The sequence below is a fragment of the Burkholderia cepacia genome, assembly GCF_029962485.1.
Lineage (GTDB): Bacteria > Pseudomonadota > Gammaproteobacteria > Burkholderiales > Burkholderiaceae > Burkholderia.
The window spans coordinates 552,759-567,363 of the sequence record NZ_CP073637.1; the positions used below are offsets into that span (position 1 = coordinate 552,759).

Annotated in this window: 15 protein-coding genes and 1 tRNA gene; 5 read left to right on the top strand and 11 right to left on the bottom strand. The window is 65.9% G+C overall.

The window, feature by feature from the left end; translation table 11 throughout:
* Positions 1-16 precede the first annotated feature (16 nt).
* From KEC55_RS02550 to KEC55_RS02590, 9 genes are all read right to left on the bottom strand, one after another.
* The gene (locus KEC55_RS02550; protein ID WP_174429978.1) at positions 17-217 is read right to left on the bottom strand and encodes a DNA gyrase inhibitor YacG; all 201 of its coding nucleotides are present in this window, start codon (positions 215-217) and stop codon (positions 17-19) included.
* A gap of 25 nt (positions 218-242) precedes the next feature.
* Positions 243-998: a cell division protein ZapD gene (zapD, locus tag KEC55_RS02555; protein ID WP_039353119.1), complete on the bottom strand. Its 756-nt coding sequence runs from the start codon at positions 996-998 to the stop codon at positions 243-245.
* Between the two features lie 109 nt (positions 999-1,107).
* Positions 1,108-1,716: a dephospho-CoA kinase gene (gene coaE / locus KEC55_RS02560; protein ID WP_282506609.1), complete on the bottom strand. Its 609-nt coding sequence runs from the start codon at positions 1,714-1,716 to the stop codon at positions 1,108-1,110.
* A gap of 1 nt (position 1,717) precedes the next feature.
* On the bottom strand, positions 1,718-2,629 hold the full coding sequence (locus KEC55_RS02565; RefSeq protein ID WP_282506610.1) for a prepilin peptidase: 912 nt from the start codon (positions 2,627-2,629) through the stop codon (positions 1,718-1,720).
* Between the two features lie 46 nt (positions 2,630-2,675).
* Positions 2,676-3,887: a type II secretion system F family protein gene (locus tag KEC55_RS02570; protein WP_282506611.1), complete on the bottom strand. Its 1,212-nt coding sequence runs from the start codon at positions 3,885-3,887 to the stop codon at positions 2,676-2,678.
* On the bottom strand, positions 3,884-5,161 hold the full coding sequence (locus KEC55_RS02575; RefSeq protein ID WP_282506612.1) for a GspE/PulE family protein: 1,278 nt from the start codon (positions 5,159-5,161) through the stop codon (positions 3,884-3,886). The genes KEC55_RS02570 and KEC55_RS02575 overlap by 4 nt, the downstream gene beginning before the upstream one ends.
* An 82-nt stretch (positions 5,162-5,243) precedes the next feature.
* Positions 5,244-6,536 (bottom strand): HlyC/CorC family transporter, encoded by a 1,293-nt coding sequence (locus KEC55_RS02580; protein ID WP_282506613.1) that lies wholly within the window; start codon positions 6,534-6,536, stop codon positions 5,244-5,246.
* Between the two features lie 142 nt (positions 6,537-6,678).
* A tRNA-Pro gene (locus KEC55_RS02585) sits at positions 6,679-6,755 on the bottom strand.
* A gap of 180 nt (positions 6,756-6,935) precedes the next feature.
* Entirely contained in the window at positions 6,936-7,931 is a 996-nt protein-coding gene (locus KEC55_RS02590; protein WP_034182656.1) for a polyprenyl synthetase family protein, read from the bottom strand.
* A gap of 210 nt (positions 7,932-8,141) precedes the next feature.
* On the opposite strand from KEC55_RS02590, the gene rplU reads away from it, so the two are divergent.
* The 4 genes from rplU (at position 8,142) to proB (ending at position 11,250) form a co-directional block, all read left to right on the top strand.
* Positions 8,142-8,453 carry a 50S ribosomal protein L21 gene (gene rplU, locus KEC55_RS02595; RefSeq protein WP_006025184.1) on the top strand — a complete coding sequence of 104 codons (312 nt, stop codon included), beginning with the start codon at positions 8,142-8,144 and terminating at the stop codon, positions 8,451-8,453.
* A gap of 24 nt (positions 8,454-8,477) precedes the next feature.
* Positions 8,478-8,741: a 50S ribosomal protein L27 gene (gene rpmA / locus KEC55_RS02600; protein WP_006476999.1), complete on the top strand. Its 264-nt coding sequence runs from the start codon at positions 8,478-8,480 to the stop codon at positions 8,739-8,741.
* A 187-nt stretch (positions 8,742-8,928) separates the two neighbouring features.
* Positions 8,929-10,041: a GTPase ObgE gene (gene obgE, locus KEC55_RS02605; RefSeq protein ID WP_282506615.1), complete on the top strand. Its 1,113-nt coding sequence runs from the start codon at positions 8,929-8,931 to the stop codon at positions 10,039-10,041.
* Positions 10,042-10,131: 90 nt separating this feature from the next.
* Positions 10,132-11,250: a glutamate 5-kinase gene (proB, locus tag KEC55_RS02610; RefSeq protein WP_282506617.1), complete on the top strand. Its 1,119-nt coding sequence runs from the start codon at positions 10,132-10,134 to the stop codon at positions 11,248-11,250.
* 112 nt (positions 11,251-11,362) lie between these two features.
* Here proB and KEC55_RS02615 read toward each other — a convergent pair whose 3' ends face one another.
* Together KEC55_RS02615 and KEC55_RS02620 are read right to left on the bottom strand one after the other, a co-directional pair.
* Positions 11,363-11,971 (bottom strand): CNP1-like family protein, encoded by a 609-nt coding sequence (locus KEC55_RS02615; protein ID WP_282506619.1) that lies wholly within the window; start codon positions 11,969-11,971, stop codon positions 11,363-11,365.
* 13 nt (positions 11,972-11,984) lie between these two features.
* The gene (locus KEC55_RS02620; RefSeq protein ID WP_282506621.1) at positions 11,985-12,638 is read right to left on the bottom strand and encodes an RNA pyrophosphohydrolase; all 654 of its coding nucleotides are present in this window, start codon (positions 12,636-12,638) and stop codon (positions 11,985-11,987) included.
* A 218-nt stretch (positions 12,639-12,856) separates the two neighbouring features.
* Between KEC55_RS02620 and KEC55_RS02625 the strand changes: the two genes are divergently transcribed.
* Complete coding sequence (locus tag KEC55_RS02625) at positions 12,857-14,593, top strand: proline--tRNA ligase (RefSeq protein ID WP_282506622.1); 1,737 nt, start codon at positions 12,857-12,859, stop codon at positions 14,591-14,593.
* Positions 14,594-14,605: the final 12 nt, after the last annotated feature.

A 14,605-nucleotide genomic window follows, 5' to 3' on the forward strand; every position in this document is an offset into this window, starting at 1 on the left:
CGGTGCCGCCCGCCGCTCAGCTGTCGCGACGGCCGTCCGTGCCGTCTTCTTCCGACGAGGGGCCCTCGTCGGAAGCGCCGCCGATCCGGTACTTTTCCGCGGCCCATGCGCCGAGATCGAGCTGCTTGCAGCGGGCCGAACAGAACGGGCGGAACTGATTTTCAGGCGTCCAGCGCACTTGGGCGCCGCACGACGGGCATTTCACAACGGTAGTCATACGAAAGCGATCCGGCACGCGGCCGTTACAGATTGCACAGTGTCAGATGGAACGGCACGTCGATGTCCACCGCGCGCGGCCGCACATCGCCGTCCTGCATGGTGAACCGTACCCACAGCATGTATTTGTTGGCGCTCGCTTCGGGAATGACGCGCAGCTCCGGCGGCACGCGTACCTGCATCAGCTGGTAGGTGCGGCCCGACAGCATTTGCTGATAGCTGCCCTGCATCGCCATCACCTTCGACGCCTGGCCCGATTCGCGCGCGAGCCGCAGCACGATCGTCACGGCGTCGCGCAGCGGCAGCATCGGCAGGATCCACTTCGCGATGTCCTGGCGCCGCTGCTCGGCGGGCCATTGCTGCCACGCATAGTACGACGGCAGGTCGAACTTGCACGTGCCGCCGGGAATCACCGCGCGGCTGCGGATGCTGGCGAGCCATTCGTTGTCGACGAGGTGCTGGCCGGTCTTGCCCTGCATCTGCGCGAGATTGGCCAGCGTCTGCTCGATTTCGCCGAGCACGGCCTCGAGCGCGTTCTGCTCGATGCCCGGATTGCCGCGAAAGGGGGCGAGCGTCTGGCGTTGACGTTCGAGCTCCTTCATCAGATCCGATTTCAGGTCCGCGCGGCCCGTTACCTCGGCGATTTCGAACAGCGTCGTCAGCGCGACGTGGTGTTCACGCGGGTCCTCCTGAGCCAAAAAGAACGCGAAGCGCTCGAAGAGATCTTCGAGGCGCAACAGCGTGCGAATTCGCTCGTTGAACGGATACTCGTAAAGAATCAAGCGCGCTCGCCTCTTGGGTAGGGATTGAAACAATGCAGGACATTCTAATGCTCACTCTCTACCCTAGCAACGCGCCAATTTCGTACACCATCACGATCGCGCGCGATGCTCAGTGCGCGGCGGCCGCCAACGCGACATAGCGTTGGTGCAGTGCGTCGACCTGCGCGGCGAGTGCATCGGGCGTAACCGCGTCGTTGACGATCACGTCGTCGGCCGCCGCGAGACGGGCTTCGCGCGTTGCCTGTCGTGCGATGATCGCTTCGACCTGCTCGCGCGTGAAGCCGTTGCGCCGCATCACGCGCGCGATCTGCGTTTCGACCGGGCAATCGACGACAAGCACACGATCGCTGCGCGTCTTCCAGTTGCCTGACTCGACGAGCAGCGGCACGACGAACATCACGTACGGGCCCTGCGCTTCGCGTGCCTCGCGATCGGTCTCCGCGCGAATCAACGGATGCGTGATCGCTTCGAGGCGCCGGCGCGCATCGTCGTCGCTGAAGATCAGCGTGCGCATCTTCGCGCGATCGAGCGAGCCGTCGGCGGCAACGAAGCCGCGGCCGAACGCCTGTTCGATCGCGGGCATCGCAAGGCCGCCGGGAGCGGTGATGCGGTGGGCGATCAGATCGGTATCGACGAGCGCCGCGCCGTGAGCGCCGAACAGGTCGGCGACGGTCGTCTTGCCGCTGCCGATGCCGCCCGTGAGTCCTACTGCGAACATGTCAGCCTCCGAGCGCGAAATAGAATGGCGTGCCGAAAAACAGCGTCGCGACGCCGCCGGCCGCGAGGAACGGGCCGAACGGAATCGGCTCCTCGAAGCGCATGCGGCCGCGCCAGGTCGCGACGAGCCCGACGATCGCGCCCGTCACCGCGGCGAACAGCACGACCTGCGGCAGCGCGGCCCAGCCCATCCACGCGCCGAGTGCGGCAAGCAGTTTCAGGTCGCCGAAGCCGATGCCCTCGATGCCGCGCAACCATTTGAACAGCCAGTAGATCGACCACAGGAACAGATAGCCGGCCATCGCACCGATCACGGCCGAGCGCAGCGACGTGAACGTGCCGCCGAGATTCAGCGCAAGCCCGGCCCAGAGCAGCGGCAGCGTCATCGAATCGGGCAGGTAGCCGGTGCGGATGTCGATCGCGCTCATCGCGAGTAGTGCGGCGCACAGTGCGAACGCGGCGAGCGCGGCGAGCGTCGGGCCGAACGCGGCGAGCGAGGCGGCGGCGAGCAGTGCGCACGCGAGCTCGACGAGCGGATAACGGATGCCGATCGCGTGGCCGCAGCGGCGGCAGCGCCCGCGCAGCATCAGATAGCTGACGAGCGGGATGTTCTCCCATGCGCGCAGCACATGGCCGCAATGTGGGCAGGCACTGCGCGGGCGCCACAGGTCGTAGCGCGGCGGATAACCGTCGTCGGGTGCGGCGCTGGCGTTGCCGGTTGCCTCGTCGATCTCGGCCTGCCACGCGCGTTGCATCATCACGGGCAGCCGGTGCACGACCACGTTCAGGAAGCTGCCGATGCAAAGGCCGATGACGACCGCGAACGCGTACTGCAGCGCGGGCGGCAGCATCGCCAGCGCGAGCAGTGTGCTCTCGGGCGAATCGGGAACGGCGGACAGGGGCACGGGCGTCATGTGGCTCAAGGTTCGGACTTAAAAGGCGACAGAATCGGTTGCGATGCTACACCACGTTGCCGAGCTGAAGGATGGGCAGGTACATCGCGATCACGAGGCCGCCGACGAGCGCGCCCAGGACGATCACGATCAGTGGTTCGCCGAGCGCGGCGAGCGCATCGAGACGCGCGTCGAGCTGGCGTTCGCACAGCGCGGCGATGTCGGCGAGCATCGTGTCGAGCGCGCCGGTTTCCTCGGCGACGGCGATCGGCTGGACGACGTCGTCCGGAAAGCAGCCGGCCGACTGCATCGCATCGGCGAGACGTGCGCCGCGCAACACGCGTGCCGCGATGTGCGCGGTGGCGTGCGCGAACACAGGATGGCCGGCCGTGCGTTCGAGCGTGGCGAAGGTGTCGGCGAGCGGCACACCGGCGCCGAGCAGCGTCGCGAGCGAACGGCACCAGCGGGCGGCCGCGTAACGCTCGAGCGCGCTGCCTGCGAGCGGAGCGCGCAGCAGGTGCCGCGCGACTGCATGGCGCAACGGCGCAGACCGCCGAAGCGCGTGATGCGCGGCGAGCGCCGATGCCGCAGCGCCGGCCGCGAGCATGCCGCCCCACGTCGACAGCGCGGCGGAGAGCGCGAGCAGTGCGCGGGTCGGCGCGGGCAGGGCCGCGCCGAAACCGTCGAAGATCTGCCGGAATGTCGGCACGACCCATACCATCAACGCGACCGAGATCGCGAGCGCGAACAGGATGACGGCAGCCGGATACGCGAGGGCGGCCCGCAGCTTGCGCCATTGCGCGTCGGCGCGCTCGCGGTGTTCCGCGACGCGCGTCAGCACGATGCCGAGCGAGCCCGACGCTTCGCCGACTTCGATCAACTGGCGATACAGCGTGCCGAACTGCGACGGATAGCGTGCGAGCGCATCGGCGAAGCGCCGGCCGCCGACGATCTCGCGGGCGAGGCCCGCCGCAATGCGCGGCAGGCCGTCGCGCGATCGTGTATGCGCGAGCATCTCGAGCGACGGTGCGAGCGGCAGCCCGGCCTGCAACAGGCTCGCGAGCTGGCGCGTGAAACGCGTGACCTCGCGGGCACCGGCTGTCGGCGGCCGGGCCGGCCCGCGGACGTCGAGCGACAGCACCGCGATGCCGTCGCGCGCGAGCGTGGCGCGCGCGGCTGCGGCGTCGAAGGCGACGACGGTTCCGTGGCGCAGCGTGCCGTTACGACGGCGGCCGCGCCAGGCGAAGCGGGTTTCGCGCGGCGGCGTGCGCATGTTCATACCGCGGGGGTGGCGGAGACGGCTTCCGCGATGCTCGTCGTGCCGTCCCGTACGCGGGCGAATGCCGCGTCGCGCAGGTTGCGCACGCCTTCGGCCGCCGCGCATTGCGCGAGCTCGCCGACGCTTGCCCGTGCGACGATGCGTTCCGCCAAGTCAGGTGAGACCGGCATCGTCTGATGCAGCCCGATGCGGCCGCGATAGCCGATCCCGTGACAGGCGGCGCAGCCGCGCGCGACGAACGGCCGCCATCCGTCTGCCAGCGCCGCCGGGTCGCAGCCGGCTTCCCGCAGCACGTGCGCCGGTGCATCCGACGGGGTTCGGCATGCGACGCACAGCCGCCGGACGAGGCGCTGCGCGGTGACGAGCTGCAGCGCGGCGGCGAGGTTGTACGGTGCGACGCCGATATCGAGCATGCGTGCGATCGCGGCCGGCGCGTCGTTCGTATGCAGCGTCGACAGCACGAGATGGCCGGTCTGCGCGGCCTTGATCGCGACGTCGGCCGTTTCCGCATCGCGGATCTCGCCGACCATGATGATGTCCGGATCCTGCCGCAACAGCGCACGCAGCGCCGTCGCGAACGTGAGCCCGGCCTTGTCGGCGACACCGACCTGGTTGATCCCGTCGAGCTGGATTTCAGCGGGATCCTCGACCGTGCAGACGTTGTGCGCGTCGCGATCGAGCATCTGCAGTGCGCAATACAGCGACAGCGTCTTGCCGCTGCCGGTCGGGCCCGTGACGAGCACGAGGCCGTGCGGTGCGCGTATCGCGGCCTCCATTGCGGCGGCCTGCTGTGTGTCGAAGCCGAGGCGGGTGAGCGTGAGATCGGGCGGCAGTGTTTCGAGGCGCCGCAGCACGAGCTTTTCGCCGAACAGCGTCGGCAGCGAACTGACGCGGTAGTCGCCGCGCGTACCGCCGTCGATCGCGATGCGCAGCCTGCCGTCCTGCGGGAGCCGCCGCTCGGCGATATCCATGCGCGCGAGCACCTTGATCCGAGTGACGAGCGCGTCGCGCAGGTGCACGGGCGGCTGCGCATGGTCGTGCAGCACGCCATCGATGCGCAGGCGGATGCGCCAGCCGGTTTCGAACGGTTCGACGTGGATGTCGGATGCGTCGCGCACGCGTGCCGCGTGCAGCGTGTCCGTCAGCAGCCGCACTGCCGGTGCATCGTCGAGCTGGGCCGCATCGAGTGCGCGAGGCGCGGCGACAGGCGGCGCGTCGGAGCGGGTGGGCGACGGCTGCGTGCGCAGCGGCGCCCCGGGAGGAGGGAAGGGCATGTGAGCCGGCACGCTGGCCGCCTGTTGACGTGACCTGCAAATGGTCGCGCGTCGCGGGCGGCGCCGGCAGTCAGCCGTTCGGCTAGCGGCCGGTGGTGCGTGCGGTGCGCGAGCCGCGTGGCTTGAAGAGCTTGACGGTGCGCACGGCCTGATCGTCGCTGCGCATCACCTCGAGCATCACGTCGCCGATTTTCAGGCACACGTCGTCTTCCGGAATTTCCTCGAGGATTTCGAGCACCAGTCCGTTCAGCGTCTTCGGCCCGTCGGTCGGCAGCTTCAGGTGCAGCCAGCGGTTCAGTTCGCGCAGCGGCATGCTGGCCGAGACGATGCATTCGCCGTTCTCGTCCCAGCCGCCCGCGCGTTCGCTGCGCGGCATCGACGTCGTGAATTCGCCGATCAGTTCCTCGATGATGTCCTCGGGCGTGACGAGCCCTTCGAGCTCGCCGTACTCGTTGACGACGAGCGCGGTCCGCTGCCGCGTTTCCTGGAAAAACTGGAGCTGCTGGACCACCGGCGTGCCCGACGGCACGTAGTACGGCTCGGAGAGCAGCGTGCGCAGCGTCTCGCGGTCGAACTCCTGGTTGTGCAGCGCGGTGAGCGTCTTGCGTACGTGCAGCACGCCGAGCACCTTGTCGATGTCGCCTTCGTAGACGACGAGCCGGTTGTGATAGCAGGTCTCGAGCTGGTGCAGGACGTCGTCGAGCGGCGCGTAGAAGTTGAGCGACTCGATCTGGCGGCGCGGCACCATCACGTCGTCGACCGTGATGTTCTCGAGGTCGAACAGGTTGAGCAGGATGCTGCGGTGCTTGGTCGGCATGAAACTGCTCGACTCGAGCACGATGGCCCGGAGCTCGTCGGCCGACATCCGCTGGTCGCGGCCCTTCTTCGTGTTGATGCGCAGCACCCACAACACGCCGTTCGCGAGCGCGTTGACGAACCAGACGACCGGCTTGAACACGCGCATCAGCGGCGCGATCACGAGGCTCGCGGGCAGTGCGATGCGTTCGGGGAAGGTCGCGCCGACGATCTTCGGCGCGATTTCCGCGAACACGATGATCAGGAACGCGACAATGCCGGTCGCGATCGACAGCGCGAGGTTGTTGCGGCCGAACGTATGCAGCGCGAGCGACGTCGTCAGGACCGGGATGATCGTGTTGAACAGGTTGTTGCCGATCAGGATCACGCTGAGCAGCAGGTCAGTGCGCGTGAGCAGGCCTTGCGTGGTCTTCGCGCCGAGCGCGCCCTGGCCGGCGAGATGCTTCAGCCGATGGCGGTTGAGCGCCATCATCGCGGTCTCGGAAATCGAAAAGAAGCTGGAACAGAGGAGAAGCAGGAAGACGGCGCCGATTTGCGCCCATAAGGGAATTTGGTCCACGCGTCGGAATGGGCAGTGAAGGACAGGGATGGAGGGAATATAGCAGAGGCTGGCGACCGCGATGTGTCGTGCGCGACACGAGGGGCCCGTGGCCGCCGGGCAAAAAAAAACCGTGCACATGGTGCACGGTTTTTTACAAATCTGGTCGGGGTGAGAGGATTCGAACCTCCGGCCTCTACGTCCCGAACGTAGCGCTCTACCAGGCTAAGCTACACCCCGATTTGGACTCTTCCGATTTCGCAGTCTTCTTCAAGACCGCTGCGTCGTCGAGCAAGAACATAACTATAACGACGTTTCTTCAGAAAGGGAAGGCCTTGAAGAAGAAAATTTTCGAGACAGGTGATTTCCCCGTGTCGAACGGGCGTCGTCGCAACCGTGGCGACGACGCACGCGATTGACTTACGACTGTCGCGACGTCGAATACGAGCACAGCGCGAGCAGGCTTTCCTTGTAGATCGAATCGGGGAACGCCGCGATCGCTGCAGCGGCGGCCTGTGCTTCCTGACGTGCGCATTCGAGCGTGTGATCGAGCGCACCCGAGCGCGTGATCGCTTCGAAGATCGTGTCGAAGCGATCGGTGCCGCCTTGTTCGATCGCCTCGCGCGCCAGCGCCGATTGCTCGGGCGTGCCGCGTTCGATCAGATAGATGAGCGGCAGCGTCGGCTTGCCTTCGCGCAGGTCGTCGCCGGCGTTCTTGCCCATGGCCTCGACGGTGCCTGCGTAGTCGAGCCAGTCGTCCATGATCTGGAATGCGGTGCCGATCCGGCGCCCGTATTCGGCGGCGGCGGCTTCGGTCGGCGCATCGGCGCCCGCGAGTACCGCACCCAGGCGGGCCGACGCCTCGAACAGCTTGGCCGTCTTGTAGCGGATCACCTGCATGTAGCGCGTTTCGTCGACGTCGGCGTCGTGCATGTTGAGCAGCTGCAGCACCTCGCCTTCGGAAATGATCGTCGTCGCTTCGGACAGGATCTCCATCACGCGCATCTTGCCGACGCCGACCATCATCTCGAACGAGCGCGAGTAGAGGTAATCGCCTACCAGCACGCTCGCCGCGTTGCCGAACAGCGCATTGGCGGTCTGCCGGCCGCGGCGCAGCTCGGATTCGTCGACGACGTCGTCATGCAGCAGCGTGGCCGTGTGGATGAACTCGACGACGGCGGCCAGCACGTGCCGCTGGTGCGACGTTTCGCCGAGCGCGCCGGCGACGAGCAGCAGCAACGCCGGACGCAGCCGCTTGCCGCCCGCGCCGATGATGTACTCGGCGATCTGGTTGATCAGCAGCACGTCGGACGCGAGGCTTTGCCGGATAACGCGATTCACCTGCTCCATGTCGCTGGTGATCGGGGCGAGCAGGTGGGCGGCGCTGAGGGTGGGGGAGGCGGTGGACGACGACATGATGATGGAATTGGGTGATGCGGCGGATTATAAGTCGAATCCGCGAAATCCCGGTCTGTCAGACGTGCCGCAGCCGTGATTTTGGCCGTTCGGCCAGGGCTTGCGCGCGGCAATCGTCGATCGGTTTTGACTTCGGTGCTAAGCCCATGTATAATCACGTGTTTTCCGCGCGTGGTGTGCGGAAAAATTGGATCCAGAGTGAGGTTCTCAATGTACGCGGTCATAAAAACCGGCGGCAAGCAGTACAAGGTTGCCGTTGGCGAAAAACTCAAAGTAGAACAGATACCGGCTGACATTGACGCTGAAATCACGCTCGACCAGGTTCTCGCAGTGGGCGAAGGCGAATCGATTAAGTTCGGTACGCCGCTGGTCAGTGGGGCTTCCGTCAAGGCCACCGTTGTGTCGCACGGTCGTCATGCCAAGGTCACCATCTTCAAGATGCGTCGCCGGAAGCACTACCAAAAGCACGGCGGCCACCGCCAGAACTACACTGAGCTGCGCATCGACGCGATCAACGCGTAAGCGCCTCGGTAAAGGAGCAATCAGATGGCACACAAAAAGGCAGGCGGCTCTTCCCGGAACGGCCGCGACTCCGAGTCGAAGCGTCTCGGCGTGAAGGTGTACGGCGGCCAGGCAATCAATGCCGGCGGCATCATCGTGCGTCAGCGCGGTACGCGCATGCACGCAGGCGAGAACGTCGGCATGGGCAAGGATCACACCCTGTTCGCGCTGGTTGACGGTCACGTCAAGTTCGCGACGAAGGGCGCGGACAAGAAGCATCTGGTCATCGTTGTCCCGGCGGCTGCCTAAGTCAGGCACCTACGGGCTTCGTAGCCGAAAGGCCCCGCAGTCTTCGCGGGGCCTTTTTTTATTTGGTCGCCGGGCGCAGGTGCGTGCCGGCGGCCCTCGCGCAACCGGCGTACGATCGGCCGAATGGCAGATTGTTCAAGCGTGCCGGCGCGCGGCACAATAGCGGAAATACTGGGCGGAGTGACGAATGAAGTTCATTGACGAAGCACGAATCGAAGTCATCGCCGGCGACGGAGGCGATGGCAGCGCTTCGATGCGCCGCGAGAAATTCGTCCCGTTCGGCGGGCCGGACGGCGGCGACGGCGGCCGGGGCGGTAGCGTCTACGCGATCGCAGACCGTAACATCAACACGCTGATCGACTACCGATACGCGAAGAAGCACCTCGCGCGCAACGGCGAAAACGGCCGCGGCTCGGATTGCTACGGCAAGGGCGGCGATGACGTCACGCTGCGCATGCCGGTCGGCACGATCATCAACGACATGGATACCGGCGAGCTGATTGCCGACCTGACCGAGCACGACCAGCAGGTGATGCTTGCCCAGGGCGGCTCCGGCGGCCTCGGCAACCTGCATTTCAAGTCGAGCACGAACCGTGCGCCGCGCCAGAAGACGGACGGAAAGCCGGGCGAGCGGCGCATGCTGAGGCTTGAGCTGAAGGTGCTCGCCGACGTTGGCCTGCTCGGCATGCCGAACGCAGGCAAGTCGACGTTCATCTCGTCGGTGTCGAACGCGCGGCCGAAGATCGCCGACTACCCGTTCACGACGCTTGCGCCGAATCTCGGCGTGGTGCGCGTCGGCCCGAGCAAGAGCTTCGTGATCGCCGACATCCCGGGGCTGATCGAGGGTGCGGCGGAAGGCGCGGGCCTCGGGCATCAGTTCCTGCGCCACCTGCAGCGCACCGGCGTGCTGCTGCATCTGGTCGATCTCGCGCCGTTCGACGAAAGCGTCGATCCGGTCGCGGAAGCGACTGCGATCGTCGGCGAGCTGCGCAAGTACGACGAAGCGCTGTACGAGAAACCGCGCTGGCTCGTGCTCAACAAGCTGGACATGGTGCCGGAAGACGAGCGCGAAGCGCGCGTCGCCGATTTCCTCGAACGTTTCGGCTGGAGCGGCCCCGTGTTCGAGATTTCGGCATTGACGGGCCAGGGCTGCGAAGCGCTGTGCTACGCGATCTACGATTACCTGTCTGAACATTCGGACGCGCACCGCGCGGCAGAGGCGGAAGATCTTGCGGCGGACGTGCGTTTCCGCGATGCGCCGCCGGCAGACGGCGGTGCAGTGCCGGGCGACGACGCCTGAGCGGTTCCGGAACGCGCCGGGCGTGCCGCCCGGCGTCGGCGTTCAATCGCGCCCGGCCGGGCAGGCATCAGATACAGGAGACAGTGCAGGATGCGTTCGATCATCGCGGATTCGAAGCGATTGGTGGTGAAGGTGGGTTCCAGCCTCGTGACCAACGACGGCAAGGGGCTCGATCATGCTGCAATCGGCCGTTGGGCAGCCCAGATCGCTGCGTTGCGTGCGCAGGGCAAGGAAGTCGTGCTCGTCAGTTCGGGTGCGATTGCCGAAGGGATGCAGCGGCTCGGCTGGAGCAAGCGGCCGCGGGAAATCGACGAGTTGCAGGCCGCCGCGGCGGTCGGCCAGATGGGGCTCGCGCAGGTCTATGAGAGCCGCTTCACCGAGCACGACATCCGCACCGCGCAGATCCTGCTCACGCACGCCGACCTGGCCGATCGCGAGCGCTACCTGAATGCGCGTTCGACGCTGCTCACGCTGCTGCGGCTCGGCGTCGTGCCGATCATCAACGAGAACGACACGGTCGTCACCGACGAAATCAAGTTCGGCGACAACGACACGCTCGGCGCGCTCGTCGCGAACCTGATCGAAGGCGATGCGCTGATCATCCTGACCGACCAGACCGGGCTGTTCACGGCCGATCCGCGCAAGGACCCGAACGCGACGCTCGTCGCCGAGGCCAATGCGGGCGCGCCGGAGCTCGAGGCGATGGCTGGTGGCGCCGGTTCGAGCCTCGGTCGCGGCGGGATGCTGACGAAGATCCTCGCGGCGAAGCGTGCGGCACACAGCGGCGCCAACACCGTGATCGCGAGCGGCCGGGAGACCGACGTGCTCGTGCGCCTGGCGGCCGGCGAGGCGATCGGCACGCAGCTGATCGCGCGTACCGCGCGGATGGCGGCGCGCAAGCAATGGATGGCCGACCATCTACAGGTGCGCGGTCATGTCGTGATCGACGCCGGCGCAGTCGAAAAGCTGACGGCCGGCGGCAAGAGCCTGCTGCCGATCGGCGTGATCGACGTGCAGGGCGCGTTCGCGCGCGGCGAGGTGATCGCGTGTGTCGGCCCTGACGGGCGCGAAGTGGCGCGCGGGCTCACGAACTACAGCAGCGCGGAAACGAAGCTGATTCACCGTAAGCCGAGCGGCGAGATCGAGACGGTGCTCGGCTACATGCTGGAGCCCGAACTGATCCATCGCGACAACCTCGTGCTGGTGTGATCGCCGGCCACGATTTCGGCAGTCCAGGCAGTCCAATGAAAAAGCCCGCGCGATGCGGGCTTTTTCATGCGGCATGGTGACTGGTGACGCGGATGGCCCGCGCCACGCGCCGTCAGCGCAACTGCGTCATCGCGGTGCGGTGGAACCGGATGTTTTCCAGGATCTGCCGGGTCGAGCCTTGCGGCATCTTGTTCGCGCAGAAGTAGTCCTGATAGAGCGCGGAGTGGTAGGCGTTCAGCTCGCCGTTCTCGATGCGCCGCCAGTCGTTCTCGACGGTGCGATCCCAGCCGTTGTGGTCGGAGTTCAGGCCGGCGTACTGGCGCCATTCGTAGGTGTCGCAGCGGATGCCTTCATAGTTCACGTTGCGCGCGCCGGCCGGGCTCGTGATGACGACCGCGTAGCGCACGACGCCATCGGTGCCGACGTCGAGCGACTTCGCATCGACGAAGAACTTGAGCGGCGTGTTCTGCGAGACGTTGAACGGCAGCAGGTCGCCCGTTTGCGGCAGCGGCGGCAGCGTGTCGACCGTGTTTTCCTTCCAGTTCCCCTGACGGTCCAGCAGATAGACGAACTCGCTGTCATCCTTGTTGGACGGCGCTTTCGAATTCGCGCAGCCAGCCAGGGCAGCCATCGCGGCGATCGATGCGAGCGCGAGAGCAATCGCTTTCAATATGCATTCCTCGTAAAAAAAGGGCGCGACACCAAGGTCGCGCCCGGTCATGCAGTCCGACTCGTCATTTGCCGACGATCACGTGGGGCGGCATCTCGATCTCGTCGAGCGTGCTCGCTTCCACTTCGATCTCCGAACAGACTACCGATGTGTCGACAATCGTCAGCGTCTGCTGGGCCTGTATGCCAATGACGCGCGGATAGCGCGACATTCGCGGCCCACGCGGCTTCTCGGCTCGCTGCGCCGGGCGGCGCAGGAAGCGCGACAGTTCCGTCAGCGCCAACTGATAGACATCCCGCTTGAACTCGATCACCGCATCGAGCGGTACCCAGTACTCGTTCCAGCGCCACGCATCGAACTCCGGGTGGTCGGTCGCGCGCAAGCAAATGTCGCAATCGCGTCCAACCATCCGCAGCAGGAACCAGATCTGCTTCTGGCCGCGGTAATGACCGCGTACTTCGCGTTTGATGAACTTGTCAGGCACCTCGTAACGCAACCAGTCGCGCGTGCGACCGATTATCTTGACGTGTTCCGGATGCAAGCCCGTTTCCTCGTGCAGTTCCCGGTACATCGCCTGCATGGGGGTCTCGCCATACTTGATCCCACCTTGAGGAAACTGCCAGGAATGCTCGCGGAGCCGCTTGCCCCAAAACACCTCGTTGCGCGCGTTCAAGAGGATGATGCCGACGTTCGGGCGAAAGCCTTCACGATCCAGCATACAACCACCTTCGAATCCTTTAAAATTGCTTTGATTATAAACAGATAACGGGCGCTGCGCACCGTGACGGAGCGAATCCGCACGGGGTACACCGGCTGAATTGTCCCTGATTAGTCTGCTACGTCATCTGCGCCATCGTCGTTCGTCGCGCGCAGCTTTTTCACCTTGAAACTTTTTCGGGCGCCCCGCCTGGGGGCGCCGTTTTTGGAACCGTCCGCATGAAAGCTTCCCGTTTCTTTATCGGCACCCTGAAAGAAGCTCCCGCCGACGCAGAGATCGTCAGCCACAAGCTGATGGTCCGCGCCGGCATGATCCGTCGCGTCGCCGGCGGCATCTATAACTACCTGCCGGTCGGCCTGCGTTCGATTCGCAAGGTCGAAGCGATCGTGCGCGAGGAAATGAACCGGGCGGGCGCCATCGAGCTGCTGATGCCGGCCGTGCAGCCGGCCGAGCTGTGGCAGGAATCGGGCCGCTGGGAACAGTACGGCCCCGAGCTGCTGCGCTTCAAGGACCGCAAGGACAACGACTTCGTGATCGGGCCGACGCACGAGGAAGTCGTCACCGACATCGCGCGCAACCAGATCAAGAGCTACCGGCAGATGCCGGTGAATTTCTACCAGATCCAGACGAAGTTCCGCGACGAGATCCGCCCGCGCTTCGGCGTGATGCGCGGCCGCGAATTCATCATGAAGGACGCGTACTCGTTCGACAAGGACGCGGCCGGCCTGAACGAGTCGTATCGCAAGATGTACGACGCGTACGTGCGCATCTTCACGCGCCTCGGCCTCGAGTTCCGTGCGGTCGCGGCCGACAGCGGCTCGATCGGCGGCAACTTCTCGCACGAATTCCACGTGATCGCCGATACCGGCGAGGACGCGATCGCCTACTGCCCGACCTCCGAGTTCGCGGCGAACATCGAGGCGGCCGAGGCGCTGCCGCTGATCGCCGAACGCGCGGCGCCGGCCGAGGCGATGGCGAAGGTCGCGACGCCCGGCAAGGCGAAGTGTGAAGCCGTCGCCGAACTGCTGGCGATCCCGCTCGAGCGCACGATCAAGTCGATCGTGCTCGCGACCGACAACGAAGGCGCCGAGCCGACCATCTGGCTGGTGATGCTGCGTGGCGACCACGACCTGAACGAGATCAAGGTGTCGAAGCTGCCGGGCCTGAAGAACCACCGCTTCGCGACCGAGCAGGAAATCGTCGAGTGGTTCGGCACGCCGCCGGGCTATCTCGGCCCGGTCGGCACGAAGAAGCCCGTGAAGGTGATCGCTGACCGCACGGTCGCGAACATGAGCGACTTTGTCGTCGGCGCGAACGAGGTCGACTATCACATCGCCGGCGTGAACTGGGGCCGCGACCTGCCGGAACCGGACGTCGCCGACGTGCGCAACGTGAAGAAGGGCGACGCGTCGCCGGACGGCAAGGGTGTGATCGACATCTGCCGTGGCATCGAAGTCGGCCACGTGTTCCAGCTCGGCACCAAGTACTCGGAAGCGATGGGTGCGACGTTCCTCGACGAGTCGGGCAAGCCGCAGCCGATGCTGATGGGCTGCTACGGCGTTGGCGTCACGCGCATTCTCGGCGCGGCGATCGAACAGAACTTCGACGACCGCGGCATCATCTGGCCCGAGTCGATCGCGCCGTTCGAAGTCGTGCTGTGCCCGATGGGTTATGACCGCAGCGAGATGGTGCGCGAAACGGCCGACAAGCTGTACGCGGAACTCGTCGCGGCCGGCATCGACGTGATCCTCGACGATCGCGGCGAGCGCCCGGGCGTGATGTTTGCCGACTGGGAACTGATCGGCGTGCCGCACCGCCTCGTGATCGGCGAGCGCGGCCTGAAGGAAGGCAAGGTCGAGTACCAGGGCCGCCGCGACGCCGAAGCGACGCTGCTGCCGGCCGACGCGGCTGCGGCGACGGTCGCGGAGAAGATCCGCGCCGCGCTCGCACGCTAAGCACGGCGACCG